At 42.0% G+C, this 15,058-nt stretch carries 12 protein-coding genes; 4 read left to right on the top strand and 8 right to left on the bottom strand.

The window, feature by feature from the left end:
- Nucleotides 1–148: 148 nt before the first annotated feature.
- Both ACE38W_RS02785 and ACE38W_RS02780 read right to left on the bottom strand, forming a co-directional pair.
- On the bottom strand, nt 149–898 hold the full coding sequence (locus ACE38W_RS02785; protein WP_375828705.1) for a LytR/AlgR family response regulator transcription factor: 750 nt from the start codon (nt 896–898) through the stop codon (nt 149–151).
- 6 nt (nt 899–904) lie between these two features.
- On the bottom strand, nt 905–2,023 hold the full coding sequence (locus ACE38W_RS02780; protein WP_375828704.1) for a sensor histidine kinase: 1,119 nt from the start codon (nt 2,021–2,023) through the stop codon (nt 905–907).
- A 204-nt stretch (nt 2,024–2,227) separates the two neighbouring features.
- Here ACE38W_RS02780 and ACE38W_RS02775 point away from each other — a divergent pair, with 204 nt between their 5' ends.
- Together ACE38W_RS02775 and ACE38W_RS02770 are read left to right on the top strand one after the other, a co-directional pair.
- Entirely contained in the window at nt 2,228–3,439 is a 1,212-nt protein-coding gene (locus ACE38W_RS02775) for an ATP/GTP-binding protein (protein WP_375828703.1), read from the top strand.
- Entirely contained in the window at nt 3,429–3,851 is a 423-nt protein-coding gene (locus tag ACE38W_RS02770) for a hypothetical protein (RefSeq protein ID WP_375828702.1), read from the top strand. Before ACE38W_RS02775 ends, ACE38W_RS02770 begins: the two co-directional genes overlap by 11 nt.
- An 83-nt stretch (nt 3,852–3,934) precedes the next feature.
- Here the strand turns inward: ACE38W_RS02770 and ACE38W_RS02765 are convergent, their stop codons facing one another.
- The 4 genes from ACE38W_RS02765 to ACE38W_RS02750 all read right to left on the bottom strand — a co-directional run bounded on the left by ACE38W_RS02765 (nt 3,935) and on the right by ACE38W_RS02750 (nt 8,888).
- Nucleotides 3,935–4,513, bottom strand: a complete 579-nt coding sequence (locus ACE38W_RS02765; protein ID WP_375828701.1) for an NAD(P)H-dependent oxidoreductase — start codon at nt 4,511–4,513, stop codon at nt 3,935–3,937.
- Nucleotides 4,514–4,559: 46 nt separating this feature from the next.
- Nucleotides 4,560–5,123, bottom strand: coding sequence for a Crp/Fnr family transcriptional regulator (locus ACE38W_RS02760; RefSeq protein ID WP_375828700.1), 564 nt, complete (start codon nt 5,121–5,123; stop codon nt 4,560–4,562).
- A gap of 59 nt (nt 5,124–5,182) precedes the next feature.
- Nucleotides 5,183–5,899, bottom strand: a complete 717-nt coding sequence (locus tag ACE38W_RS02755) for a hypothetical protein (RefSeq protein WP_375828699.1) — start codon at nt 5,897–5,899, stop codon at nt 5,183–5,185.
- A 121-nt stretch (nt 5,900–6,020) separates the two neighbouring features.
- A complete protein-coding gene (locus ACE38W_RS02750) occupies nt 6,021–8,888 on the bottom strand; it encodes a COR domain-containing protein (protein ID WP_375828698.1) in 2,868 nt (955 codons plus the stop codon).
- Between the two features lie 181 nt (nt 8,889–9,069).
- Here ACE38W_RS02750 and ACE38W_RS02745 point away from each other — a divergent pair, with 181 nt between their 5' ends.
- Entirely contained in the window at nt 9,070–9,966 is an 897-nt protein-coding gene (locus tag ACE38W_RS02745) for an ADP-ribosylglycohydrolase family protein (protein ID WP_375828697.1), read from the top strand.
- Here ACE38W_RS02745 and ACE38W_RS02740 read toward each other — a convergent pair.
- Nucleotides 9,961–10,926, bottom strand: a complete 966-nt coding sequence (locus tag ACE38W_RS02740) for an alpha/beta hydrolase (protein WP_375828696.1) — start codon at nt 10,924–10,926, stop codon at nt 9,961–9,963. The genes ACE38W_RS02745 and ACE38W_RS02740 overlap by 6 nt on opposite strands.
- A 194-nt stretch (nt 10,927–11,120) precedes the next feature.
- Between ACE38W_RS02740 and ACE38W_RS02735 the strand changes: the two genes are divergently transcribed.
- Complete coding sequence (locus ACE38W_RS02735) at nt 11,121–14,303, top strand: reprolysin-like metallopeptidase (RefSeq protein WP_375828695.1); 3,183 nt, start codon at nt 11,121–11,123, stop codon at nt 14,301–14,303.
- Between the two features lie 90 nt (nt 14,304–14,393).
- On the opposite strand, the gene ACE38W_RS02730 is transcribed toward ACE38W_RS02735, so the two are convergent.
- Entirely contained in the window at nt 14,394–15,056 is a 663-nt protein-coding gene (locus ACE38W_RS02730; RefSeq protein ID WP_375828694.1) for a hypothetical protein, read from the bottom strand.
- Nucleotides 15,057–15,058: the final 2 nt, after the last annotated feature.

Here is a 15,058-nt window from a genome sequence, read left to right as displayed (position 1 = left end):
ATAATGGCGACTGAATGGTAAAATGGAAAGACTGAAAAGAAAGGGAATTTCATAAGGCGTCCGATCATCCGGACAGGCATATACTATCTTAGCCAGTAAGACTACCGGCCGAATGATGAAATTGTATGAAGCTAAAAAATCGTAAGGATTAATAACCTAACCATGCTTTAAGCAATGGTGCTTTGTCGCGGCTGACAATGATTTCAACATCAGGATATTTTTTAAGCTGGATTTTTAGTTTGTTGTTGAAATAATTATGTACTACTTCAATGGCATCTATGTTGACGATAAACTGTCTGTTGGCGCGAAAGAAATACTTTGGATCGAGTTGTAATTCCAATTCATCCAAGGTAAGCGGCACTATTTCTTCGGGGCCGTTGAGTAGTCTGGCTTTAGTAGCTTTCTGTTCGGAGCAGAAATACAGGATACTATCTACCATAATGGTTTTAAAACCATCTCTGTAGGGTATCAGGAAGCGGCTGCGGTAGTTTTTAGGTTTGATATCGTGCAGGAGTTTTTCCAGGGAAATATTACTGGTAGTCGGCGCCATACGATCATATTTTTCGAAGGCAGTAATAAGTTCTTCTTTTTCTACAGGTTTCAGGAGATAGTCGATGCTATTTTGTTTGAAAGCCTGTATGGCATAATCATCATATGCTGTAGTGAAGATGACTGGAGATTGTATAGTTATTTTATCGAAGATATCGAAGCTGATTCCGTCGCCCAGTTTGATATCCATGAGGATGAGGTCTGGTTGCGGATGCTGTTGCAGCCAGGTAACGCTTTCGCTTACACTTTCCAGCACGGCAGCTATTACAGCTGTTGGGCGGATTTCCTGAATCAGGCGTTTGAGCCTTTCAGCGTTGGGTCTTTCATCTTCGATAATTAAAATGTTCATCTCTCCTTAATTTAAAAGTGGTACAGTTACACTGAAAATTTTTTCGTCCTGGTAAATTTCGGGCAGTGGCGCATCCATTAGCGCATAGCGTCGGGTGATATTATTCAGCCCTATCCCGGAACCTGGGGCGGTCCGTTCTAAAGGATTGAGGCTATTCTCTACGATTAGCTGCTGGCGATCATTGCTTCTGATGGTGATCGTCAATGGCTCATTTTTGGTCGTTTTATTGTGTTTTAAAGCATTTTCTACCAGGAGTTGTAAGGTCAGTGGCGGCAGCTGAAGATTGTAATAATCATTATCGATATTGATATCGAATAGGACGCCTTGTCCCAGCCGCTGTTTGAGCAGGAATACGTATGCGTTCAGGAATTTTATCTCTTCTGCGAGCGTTAGGATATTCTTTTTGGAGTTCACCAGGAGATAACGGTAAATCTTGGCGAAGTTCTCAGAATATTCATAACCGAGTTGCTGGTCTTCTAATATCAGTTCAGAAAGGACGCTGAGGTTATTGAAGACGAAGTGCGGGTCTAGTTGTAGTTTCAGCGACTGCAGCTCTGCTTCAGCGGCTATCTGTTTCAGTTGTGCGGCTTTCAGTGCTTCATTGCGCCAGTTGACGATAAGATAGTTGCCTGTATTGACGGCCACTATCACGAAGGCGATAATAATACTGGTAACGAACCATTGCACCAATCCTCTGGCCTCTTCAATAGACAATGATTTCTGAGCGGTAGCCCCATCTATTCCTACCACGAGATAAATAAAAAAGAGGGTGATCAGGAAGTGAAGGATAGACACCAGGAGTAGTACGAGGCCCGCTTCGGCAAAAAATCTTTTGCCGGGGCTTTCTACCCAGGGTAGTCTTTTATTCAGCTGGTTGCTGATAACGATGCTTAGTTCGCTGATAGCGAAACAAAAAAGCAGTGTCGTTAAAAGGTTCGCTAATATTTCTTTGAGCGGCTGATTAAAGAAGTTAGGCAGCCAGTCAGTGAATGGGTCGATGATATAAGAGATGAGATACATCAGGAAAAACGAGGTCACGACGATGACTATTCGTTTCCAGCGGTTATTGATGAATGTATCGTTTGTTGCTCCCATATCTTTGAAAATGACTGTTTTTCGTTGCAAATGTCACATTTTACTATAATTCTGCGATATAAATACAACTGAAACGGCATTTTGGGTTACTGAAACTGGAGGATATGGTGATGAATGGTGTTTGCCGGGAGAGAAAATGTTAAAATAACGAGGATGTTATTAATGCTAAAATTTACCATTTTTTTGCAATTTTAATAAATAACGTCTATTTTAGCATAATACCACACCTTTATTATGCTAATAGAATTCAAGTTCAAAAATTATCTTTCATTTAAAGATGAAGTGAGTTTTTTAATGACTCCAGTGAAGTCATTTAAGGAAAAGGAGAAGGAGAATATTATCAAAACCGGCAAGGGGATTGAGCTGTTGAAGGTGGCCGCAGTTTATGGTGCTAATGGCAGTGGGAAGAGTAATTTCATCGCTGCTTATTATGAATTTGCTAATGTCATTTTCAATTCATTTCGTGATTCTTTAAATCCTGAAAAACAACGAAAAATCTACCAGAAACATTTTCTGCTCAGCACCACTGCTGATAAAGAGAATACGATGTTTGAGGTTTCCTTTATACAAGGGCAATACATTTATCGGTATGGTTATGAGATATTTCGCAATACCATCAAAAAAGAATGGTTATATAGAAAATTAGACAGAGAAATACTTTTGTTTAACAGGGAGGAGCAAGATTTTCAGATTAATCGTGAATCTTTTGCAGAAGGAGAAAAATATCATGCAGAAGTAAATAATAATGTTTTAATGTTAAGCCACCTCGCCCAGCACAATCAACCTGTGAGCAAGGATGTCTTGGAATGGTTTTATAGTACGATTGCAATGGATGGCATTGACCAGAAACCATATACGCAAATAACTGTTTCGCTGCTAAAGGATGAACCGGAATTCAAGGAGTGGGTTACCATTGTGCTGAAATACCTGGAAATAGCCAACATTGAAGCTGACGAAAAGGATGGTGAAGTTATTACCTATCATAAAAAGTATGATGCCAACAACCTTATTGTATCCTCAGTTCCTTTTGATCAGGCAATGGAATCCGATGGCACTAGAAAGCTAATTCATATTTTGGGGCCAATCTTTTTAACATTGCGGCTTGGAGGCGTTTTATTAATAGATGAATTTGATTGTAAGCTTCATTCGAATCTCACCAAAAAATTGCTTTCGCTATTCCAGCAATATAATAAGCACAATGCACAATTTATTTTCACTGCACAAGACACCAATTTATTAGACAAGGAATTACTTAGGAGGGATCAAATCTGGTTTACGAGCAAAGATCAATTTGGCGTCTCAACTTTGTATTCTATGTCAGAATTTAGTGTGAAAGCCGTTCGCAATACCTCTGATTTTGCAAAGAAGTATCTCGATAATACTTTTGGTGCTGCCGATACATTAGAGATAACCAAAAAACTAACTGATCTTTTGTATGGCGAGTAAGAAGGAAAAGCAATTGCCTGCTTATCAAAGAGAACAAGGAAAGCGTGGCCCGCAGCCTCCCAAAAAGCCTAAGCTGGTTTTTTCTTTTGAATACCTCATTGATGTTCGGGAAGGGCAGCGTTTCAAAGAATGGCAAACACTTGGTCATCTGGCGGAATTGATGGAAATGATTCGGCATTTAAGTAAATACTCCTGTGAGGAAGCCCTTCAGGAAGGCTGCATTAAACAATATGGTGAATTTCCCAGTCATTCAAAATTCACCGCACCTAAGCACTTACCTCATAAAAATTGGGGATCGATGCATATCACCAAAAAAAGTAAGCAAGTGGTGGCTGGATTTTTTGAAGAAAATGTCTTCAATATAGTTTATCTGGATAAGGACCATGAATTTTATCCGATGGCAGAAAAATAATTAAATATAAAAAGCGGTACCTGATACCGCTTTATATGTTTGTAATAGGAAGATGCGCTGTAGCACAGAAGTTATGGGCATTATTATTTCAAGGCAGCAGCCAGACGTTCCACCCTGGTTAACCATTTTTCACGAAAAGCAGCACTACAATCCTTCATCGGCGCTATATACGAGACTTTTTTCACCTTGATACCGCATAATTCCAATGTACCTTTTTTCAATTGGTTCAATGCCGGACTTCCCATAAACAATATATCATACCAGCGTGGAGTATCGGCTGTAACGATGAGATGAGCGGTTTTTCCTACAAGTAATTTTCGGATAAAAGGTTTTCCTGGAATAGCTTCGAAAGTAATGCCTGGAAGAAAGGTACGATCTATAAAGCCTTTCATGATCGCGGGACTACCAAACCACCATACAGGGAATACCCACACGATATGGTCTGCTGACTTTATTTTTTCGATAGCTGCCAGCAGGTCTGGTTCCAATTCCGTTCTTTTACGGTATCCATATTGAAGGTTGGGATTGAATTGCAGGTCTCTTATAACAATGATGGAAACCTCAGAGGAAGAAGCATTCAGTCCTTTGCAATAGGCGTTTATGAGTGCATCATTGAAACTTTCTTTATCCGGATGGCCGTTTATAATCAGTATCTTTTTCATGACTGCAAAGCAATGACATCTGTGTTGCCGCAAAAAGGACAAATGTCTAATTCGTCACAGCCTTTCTGATGCGGCTCAGGTGGCGCTGTGTAATACCCAGGTAGGAAGCCAGGTGCTGTAAGGAGATAAACTGAATATAAGCCGGATTTTTTGCAAGCAGATCACGATAACGCTTCTCAGCGCTTTCTTTGAGTAGTCCTAATACACGTTGTTCCATCCTCAGGTATTCCTGCTCTGCCAATAGTTTGAGGAATCGCAACCAGTTAATGCTTCTCTTTTCCTGTTCGAGGATAAAGTCGTGTGGTATTACGATCATTTCCACCGGTGTTATCGCCTGGATATTTTCTGCGGTGGGGCATTGTGTGAGAAAAGACGCATAGGCTGTTACAAAGCTGCCGGCAAACATAAAGCAGCTGGTGATCTCCTCTCCTTTTTCATTTATATAAAAAGACCTGAAGATGCCTTTATTGATAAAGGCTACTGCTTTACAAGTTTGTCCACTCCTGATAAAATAATCATCTTTCTTAATAGCACGGTTATTTCCTGCCTTTAAGACAGCTGCTATTTCTTCTTCATTAAGTATATTAAATGCTTGCAGGTATTGTTCCATTGTATGTACAGAAAAGGCAAATATCAGTAATATAGTGGGTATTCACCTAAAACTAGATACTATAGCCTTTTATATACATTCTCTGCCAGATGATGATGGAGCCATTTGCCGGCGGCTCTGGTATCTTTATCAGTGGTGCCTTTCCCGGCAACCAGTTCCAGGCCCCATTTGCGGCCTTCGAACTCAAAAAGAATATCTTTAGCTTCTGTGGGTTCTGTCACCATCCAAATGGCTACCGAGATATTCCTGAACACGAAAGTACAGTCCCAGGTTACGTAGTAAAGCTGTTGCTGATAAGGGATTACCTCGCTGTAATTGATAAATTTACCGGCATATCTGCCTTTGGTTTCTATGCCTGTTTTCACCGCCGCAGTAGAATTTTTCATCTGGTAGTATACCAGCTTGAGTGGAGGTTTGGGCTCATCGCCTTTACGGCGAAGCACTTCACGGAATAGCACCAGCCACATCTCCTGTATTTCATGCACGAATTGTAATTCTGTTTTTAAGTCGGCCCCATTGACCCACACTCCCCAACCCGTGTTATTGGTCCTTTTCAGGCCCATACTGCGGTCATTGGAGAGATGACGTATAAACTCACCTGCTCTGCCCCAGGTCTCAAAACCGAGCATAAACAGTTCGTTATTTTCAATAATGATTGCTTCCATGGCATGGCGCATGATAGGGAGGAAGGGGTAATGAATTTCCTCAATGCGCACGATGCTGTTTTTGTATCTGTAATACAAACCTTCTTTGATATGCTCTAACTCTAATGGCACTGCTATACTATTTGCGGATGAAAGTGCCCCGGCACAAAAATACTAATATTTTTAGCATTTGAGCAAATTAGATTTCATTTCTTGCAGTGCAATTTTTTGAATGAAAATAGCGGCATGTATGTCAATGCTTTGCGACATCCATTATTGCATATTCATAATCTCCAATATTCCTTTCTGTACTTATGAAGTTAATACCAACGAGAACAATCGGTTTCTTCTCATCCAGGTAAGGCTGATAATACTTATTGGTGCGTATTTGCTCAATAGCGCGCGACGCACTGCTATTCAGCTTCAGTTCCAATATATAAATGAACTTATCTGTATTAATAACAATATCTGCACGCCCTCCTGCCTGCATCTCATCAGATCTTACTTCTTTACCCAAAATCGAGCGAAGTACTATAAATAACGGCGTATGATAGGCTTTTTCACTTTTCTCAAATAAGAAATAAGAAACACTGCTAAAGAGCCTTTTAACTGTTTCTATAAAGCCATCCACATTGCCCATTTCCAGGTCCATCTTCAATTGATGCGAAGCCACTCCAACAAACCTGGATAATTCTCTGGTCAATTCCGCTTTAGTTATTAATACCCCTAATAACTCACTCACGCTAACATCCTTGATAGATTGTTCACACATCACATGTGCCCTATTATTGGTTCTTGCTTTTTGCAAGACTACGTATTTATGATAATAGGGAATGGTGGCCTTCATACATTCCTGACATAAACAAGGTACCAGCATGTCATAATCAATTCCACGATACAGCGCATTTATACTCTCCAAATGTGTAACGATACTTGCCAGGTAACCGCGTTTCTCCACGCCTGCAACAGCAATAGAAAGCTCCTTTTCTTCCTCATCTACGATTACTACCGCTTTGGCTTCATAGTTTTTATCCTCTATCACCATACCTGTTCTCCATTTCAGGTCATTCTTAATCTCTTCATGGCGCTTTACTACCATTTTAGGAAAAATAGATTTAGGTAGAAACGCATTGTACTTGACCTTAAATTTCAGGGCATTCTTAAAATCAAATTTGAAGTCGGGTTGCTCTTTACTCAACAAGTCGGGAATGAGAAAATTATTATCATCAATTTTATAACACAACTCAAATTTCAGCATCAGCGATACTAAAAAATTATATTTCCATATAGGATATCGCTCCTTGTCAAGAATTCTATCTAATTGACATAAAGAAAAACGCCCATAATTATTGGCTATTTCTGCGGAATTTATGATAGCATAAAATGCCCCGGTAAGCCAGGATGGATTGATTACATTAGTTTCATTCAAGCCCGCATCCGGAAAATAAGTAACAGCCCCTAAATGATGTAGCCAGTTAATCAATGTTCCCTGATGGGTGTCCGCAACTCCTTGCTGATTACAGATTTCCCGGTAAGCTTCAAAATGGATATAGTCCTTCAATTCATCTCCATTTCTCATTTTCTCTAGCTCAGACTTTACACCCAGCCAATTATTTCCCCACATCGTTTTTACATAGGACAACTCTTCGATTGTATCAACCAGCATCTGCTTGAATTCAGGCAGATTTTTTCCTGTCTGACAGGAGATCTGTAAATAGCGCCCATTTATATTAGGGTACTTTCCAGTAAGATGTTTAATATTTTCATGGCTGGATGGGTTTTCATCAATCTTATTCGTGACGATAATCACCGGAGAATTTCCACCAAAGACCTGTATTAATTTCAACCACTTCTCTGTATCTGTATTTTCTCGGGCATTCAATACGAGCACGTATACACTTCTTTCTGTCAAAAAAAACTGATGTGTATGATGCATGATATCCTGTCCCCCAAAATCCCAAATTTTCACCAATACATCATTGGGTAACTTGCTGATGTCTATATTGATTCCATGCGTTTGCGCTTCCTGCGCGTTGTGTTGCTTACCTATCAGGTAATTCAGCAAAGATGTTTTTCCCGAAGCCCCCTCTCCTAAAAGAATAACTTTTACTTCGTTCAGTGGCTGCGCACCATTATCCAGTGATTTAAAGTAGTCGCGTATTGCCTCCTTTCCAATGGAGATCAATTCAACAGGGATATTTTGGATAGGGTTGTTATCTATACAAATACCATTCGGTATGTACTCCAGTCTTTTTCTTAATGGCAAATCCCAATCAAACAACCATCTTGGTAATTTAGAGATCTGATTATCGTTAAGGTTGACTGTCTGAAGAAAGTGCATTTCCCTCAACACCGAAATTTCTTTAATATTATTGTATGATAAGTCAAGCTCTGCTAAGGATTTAAGCTCCTTTAGTGCAGCAATACTATCTAGTTCATTTTTACTTAAATATAGGTGTACTAAGCGGGGCAGATCCAAAACAGGTAAATTTCTGAGCGATAAATTGCTGGCATATAAATACCTTAACTCTTTCAAATAATTAACTACTGCAATATCAACAATAGGATTTGCAGCAATTCTCAAGGATTGTAGTTTATGTAGAGACACCAAAACAGAGATATCTGCTATTTGATTAGATTCTAATGAAAGATAGTTAAGGTTTGTTAGTGAACTAAGCGGAGTAATATTTTCAATGTAATTATTAGACAAACCCAATTCTTGCAATTTCGATAGCTGGCCTAAGCAAGAAATATCAGTACATCTATTACCTGACAAATTGAGGTCTTCCAGATTTGTAAATAAAATAAGTTCTGATAGATCCTCCAATTGATTACCTGCCAAATCAAGACTTCTTAAATTCTTCAGTTGCTTCAGTTCCGCAGGAATAGTTGTAAACCCACATCCTCGCAAAACAACCGACACCACTTCTCCTTTTTCCATCCCATACCCATTACCAGTACGGAAATGATGTAAATGTTTCAATTGCGTAAAACTATCGCGACGTCTACTATCTAAATAATGATGCCTAGGCATCTTTTCAAGCAAACTTGGATCATTACGAAACTGTTCTTTCACTCTTTTTCGTATAGCCCTAATAATACTGTCTTGGGGATTTGCCATTTTTACAGCGTGGTTTTGGTGGTATAATGCTAAACAATGTATCGAATATAGATATCCATACACATGATCTCAATAAACAAATAACTTATAAATTAATAAAAAATAAGCATCTGCCAAAAAATCTACGATAGCAGTCTTCTGAAGAATAGTTACCTTTCCTTATGTTTTTACAATCATTCCTATGCCAAATGTCCTTCATGATAAATTCCTAGGCTGCCTCGCAGGCGGTGCTGTTGGTGATGCCATCGGCAGCCTCTATGAAACGCAGACATACATCTCCGACATCGACTTTAACTATATACATGGCATCACCGATGATACACAGCTAACGATGGCTACTTGTGAAGCCATCATTGACAGTCCCGTGCTGACGCCCGATGCCGTAGCACAAGCCATGCTGAAATGGTATAACAAAGGGATACTACGTGGTCTTGGCAGTAGCACACTTAGTGCATTGCGAGCATTGCAGGTTGGCGCGCACTGGGCGCTGGCAGGAAGAAGTGGAGAATATGCTGCCGGCAATGGCGCCGCCATGCGTATAGCGCCACTAGCCTTCATTTTGGACGTTTCAGCCCAACGACAACTAATCCGCGACATCTGCTACATCACACATAAAAATGAAGAAGCTTATGTTGGTGCAATAAGTGTATTATATGCGCTACAAAATATCCTCCGGGAAGGCAAACCCGCCACAACAAATCTTATCGCTCCAATCATCGACCATATTCCTGACACCAAAGTAAAAGATAGTCTGCTCCTACTCGCTGAACGCCCACATTATAAACTACCCATTGCCGCTGAATTAATAGGCACGTCTGGCTATGTAGCCTGCTCAGTTCCATTTTCTATTTTCGCCGCACAGCAAATCACTCACATGGACTTTCTCACTGCCATGAAAGGAATTATGCAATGTGGCGGCGACACCGATACTAACGCGGCCATCGCCGGACAATTAATGGGCGCCGCTATCGGCTATAATGCACTACCTCCTGAAATAAAAACTGCCTTCAGGAAAATTCCTGAAAGCAGCTATATTTTTGAATTAGCAGAAAAGATGAAAACAAAATGCCTATTATAACCTCGCATTTTTACTAATCGCCTGCATGATCACACCCATGGCCTCCCGCCCTTCAGGGGTAGGCATTGCCACGTAATTATGCACCTGTCCCTGCTTCAAATACAACCTGACAGGTACGCCAGCAGCACTGGCTTTTGCTGCCAGATCAACGCTGTCGGGATACAACAGGTCCAATGTTCCGGAAAAAATTATCATCGGCGCTAAGTCATGACAGTCGCCGTTCAGCGGACTAACATAAGGATGCCTTATATCCTGTTCGCCGGCATACATACGAGCGCCTTCCTTCATGCCAGGAATATCCTGGATAGGATCGGATTTAGCCAGAGCCACTTGTTCTGCGCGATTAATACCTGCATCGAGTCCTGGTGAAATCAGCACCAGCTGCTCCGGCTGCATACAACCGTTATCACGCAACCATTGGGCTGCAGCCAGCGACATACCCGCTCCTGCCGAATTACCCATCAACGTTACTTTTGCGACACCGGCATCCATCATTAAATCACGTAGCAATGCTCCTACCACCGGTACAATATCCTTGGCAGTAGCACCGGGCGCCAATGGATAGATAGGTACTACACAATGAACGCCAGCCTTGCGGGTCATCTCCCCAATGATACGCCAGTGGGCAGGCACAATCTCATTAATATAACCACCACCATGCAGGAATACTACATAATGATGGACAGCGGCATTATCTGTAGGTGCGGTGTAGTATACAGGCCATCCTGCAAAAGTTTTCCTTGTTACCGTTACGCCGCTGCCTAGCTTCTTCGGCTCATAGGATGCAGGCCGCAAAGCTAGTTTACGCACCCGTTTCTGAACAGCAGCTGCCGAAGCCGTTTGTCGCTTAATTGGCAGTAATCTCAACAAAACAGTAAAAAAACGACTCTGCCAGCTGGAACCCTGGTCCTCTTTTATCAGTAGTTTATCTGCATTCATTATAAAGCTATCCTTGTTCATTGCCAGTAATTTTAGAAAGATGTTTAGCTACAAAGCTCTATGAATGAAGCATCTAAAACTTGTACAAAGCTGCTGACTTTTGCAGATGGCAATTACCAGGGAGATCATCTTATCTTGAATACAGTAACACCGCAGCGGCTTGATATACATTTATACTGTTACCCGTATTTTTTTCAACCAAATCTGTAGCTTTTATGAGAACACTACTACTCTTCGCAACAGCGTTGTTGTGCAGTAACATGCTGTTTGCACAAAATTACTGGAAAGCCCATACCGACCCCGGCAACATCAGTACAGACAAGGCCGTAGCCCGACTTGCATTTCCGGCAACCTTCAAATTATTTGATCTGAATATTAGTTCTTTACGGGGCGATGTATTCAGAGTTGTCAGCAACAAGCAGGTGCCTAAAACCATTATTGAACTACCCAATGCCGACGGGCAAATCGAGCAATTTGAAATCAGCGAAGCCTCTAACTTCGATCCTGCCCTGCAGGCGCAGTTTCCCGAGATAAGAGCATTCTCCGGAAAAGGCATCACCGACAAATCTGCCACTGTAAAAATGAGTATTTCTCCACAAGGAATACAAACCATGGTTTTTCGTACAGAGAAGGAAAATGAATTCATCGAGCCTTATTCTGCAGACCATAGCGTGTATAGTGTATTTAAAAAACACGCCAAGGTATTACCATGGAAATGCTCTACGCCAGAACAGAAGCTGGCAACAAGCATCAACAATCAAATTCCTGTAACGGCCAGATCTACCGGCGATGTTAAAACATTGCGACTGGCACAATCCGTGACTGCGGAGTATTCCAATTATTTCGGCGCTACCAGTCCTGCACAGGTTTCATTGGTGCTGGCAGCTATTAATGCTACGCTTACACGCTGTAATGGCGTTTATGAGCGCGACCTGGCCATACACCTCAACCTGATAGCAACAGATACGGCGGTTATCTTCTATGATCCTTCTACAGACCCCTATTCAGTAGCTTCCACTGGTGCCGGCGGTGCATGGAACAGTGAATTGCAAAACACCCTTACCGCCAAAATCGGCGCAGCAAACTACGATATCGGTCACCTGTTTGGTGCTTCCGGTGGTGGCGGTAATGCCGGCTGTATCGGTTGTATCTGTGTGGATAATTCAAAAGGAAGTGGTTTTACCTCTCCTGCTGATGCAATTCCACAGGGAGACAATTTTGATATAGATTATGTGGTACACGAAGTAGGCCACCAGCTGGGTGCTAACCACACCTTTTCTATGTCTAACGAAAGCACCGGTATGAACGTAGAACCAGGATCAGGTATCACCATCATGGGATATGCTGGTATCACCAGCCAGGATGTTGCACCACACTCTATCGACATCTATCATGCAGTGTCCATCGCGCAAATCCAGGCTAACCTTGCCAGCAAATCTTGTCCTGTTACTACCAGCATTGCTGGTAATAATGCGACTCCCGTTGCCAATGCTGGCAGTAGCTATTATATTCCTATCAGCACACCATTTGCATTGACAGGTTCTGCTACTGATGCAGATGCCGGCGATGTACTTACTTATTGCTGGGAACAAAAAGATGCTGCCTCTACTTCACAGACAGGATCCAGCAGTGTGGCCAGCGCCACTAAAGCTACCGGCCCTAACTGGATTTCATTTGCACCTACCACTTCGCCTGTAAGGTATTTCCCTAAAATGGCCACCATCCTTGCAGGTAACCTGATCTCAGGTCCATTGCCAGGCGGCGATGCAGGTGCCAATACGGAAGCGTTAAGCTCTGTTTCCAGAACATTAACATTCCGACTAACGGTAAGGGATAACGTACCGTACAGATCTACCGCACCGGTGGCTATCGGACAAACAAACTTTTCCGACATGACCGTAAATGTTACCAATACTTCCGGTCCATTCGCGGTAACATCTCCCAATACCAAAGTTACCTGGGCAGGTAATTCTTCTCAAACCATTACCTGGAACGTAGCCAGCACCACAGCTTCACCGGTAAGCTGCGCCAATGTGAAAATCTCCATTTCTACTGATGGTGGAAATACTTTCAGCACATTGGTAGCCAGCACGCCTAATGATGGCAGCGAAGTGGTAACCATTCCGGATATCGCTACAACCACCGCCAGGATAAAAGTAGAAGCAGTAGGAAATATCTTCTTTGATATTTCTAACAGCGACTTCACTATTACTTCCAGTTCTACCTGTACCCCGCCAACAGCATCGGTTTCAGCGATCGATACTGCTGCGGCTACCATCAGTTGGGCAGCTATCAGCGGCGCAGTATCCTACGACCTGGATTATAAAGCGACCAGCTCTTCTACCTGGATCAATGCGGCAACAGCTACCACATTGCTCACTAAGAGCCTTACCGGCCTGGTTCCTGGCACCACTTATGATTACAGAATAAGAACAAATTGTGCTAGTGGCAGCAGTAGCTATGTATCCTCACAGTTTAGCACCAACCCTTCCGGTTGTGGTACGCCTGCAGGCCTGAACAGTTCAGGTGTTACCAGCAGCGGTGCCAGTGTTTCCTGGACAGCCGTAAGCGGCGCGGTAAGCTATGATGTGGATTATAAACTGAATAGTTCCTCTACCTGGACCAACGCAGCTACCGCAACCTCAGCTACTTCCGTAAGTTTAAGTAGTTTGACTTCCGCTAGTTTGTACGACTGGAGAGTTAGAGCGAATTGCTCCGCTGGCAGCAGCTCGTATAGTGCAGCGCAGTTTACTACATTAACTGCATCCGGCTGTGCGAATACACTGGATAATGCGACCAACAATACCACCTCCGGCGCCGCCACCATTCCGTTTAATACGGATGTAACAGGACTGATCAGTCCAAGTGGTGATATCGACAACTATAAATTCGTTATCACTACCAGCGGTACTATCACTATTACATTGGGTACGCTACCTGGCGACTATGACCTGAAACTGCTCAACAGTGCGGGTTCGCAGGTGGCTATCTCTCAACTGGCCGGCACCAGCAGTGAAACCATCAGCAGAACTGTTAGTGCAGGTACTTACTATGCACAGGTATATGGCTATAATGGCGCTAATAGTAGCACCACCTGTTATACCCTGCGTGTACAGTTAGGTACTGCAACAAAAGATGCGGAGCATGGTAGCAATGATGCACCACAGGTACACGTATATCCTAACCCTGCCAATAATGTATTGAACGTTAATCTGGCCGGATACAAAGGAAAATCAGAAGTGAATATCTCTGATGTAAGTGGCCGCGTGGTGGTACGCCGTTATGTTAGCAGTGCCAGTGCACAGGTAGATATCAGTGCATTACCTGCAGGCGTGTATATCATCAGCGTTAAAAACAAAGATGGCAATGCCACTATGACGAAGTTTATTAAACAGTAATAATTTTTTTCACACAGAAAGAATAATTACGGGTAATCCAATAAACGACAACACCCGCCATGATGGCGGGTGTTGTCGTTTACACTAATATTATTTACCATAACTATCTTTATAGGGCTCTTTTGCCTTTCGGGCCTTTTCAAGATATGCAACAGGATTAAAATTGGGGTTCGGATTATCTCTATACTCACGTTCCACGACATCTTTCATTAAAAAAAAGTCATACCCCACCTGCTCAGTTGTTAACCAACCATCTGGATTCAAAAATGATTTACTGCTCCAGTTCAACTCCAAATCAAGCTGTTTAAGTAATGTAGGAATCCTTTCATAATTACGATTATAAAGGTCCAGGTTCCAACTAAACTCGCATTCTTCCTTATCATAAACCAGTGGCATCCAAATATCCGTGTTCAGTTTGAGCATAAAAAATTGCTCGTAGGTTCTGAAATCCTCAATGGTTACAATGCCATGATGGATGTCTGATCCTGCAGAAGTAAATATTACAGTATCACCGGTAATATTGAATCTGGACGACTTATCCAAACGGCCACTATTAGCAATTATTTCAAGGAGTTGATCCAGTGTTTCATATACTAACACTTCATTATTAATTTTTCTTGGGATAAGTATCCCGGTTGAAATGAGGTTTGATAATAGTATACGCAGGTCTCTTCTTACTTCCTGATATGGTTTATCAGTGTTCTCATCATTCATTACCCCACTGAAGCCCCAAATGCCAGTAACTTCTACCATAA

The organism is Chitinophaga sp. Hz27, from assembly GCF_042263525.1.
GTDB lineage: Bacteria > Bacteroidota > Bacteroidia > Chitinophagales > Chitinophagaceae > Chitinophaga.
Note: the sequence above shows the minus strand (reverse complement) of the source record. Positions and strands in the feature narration are given on the sequence as shown.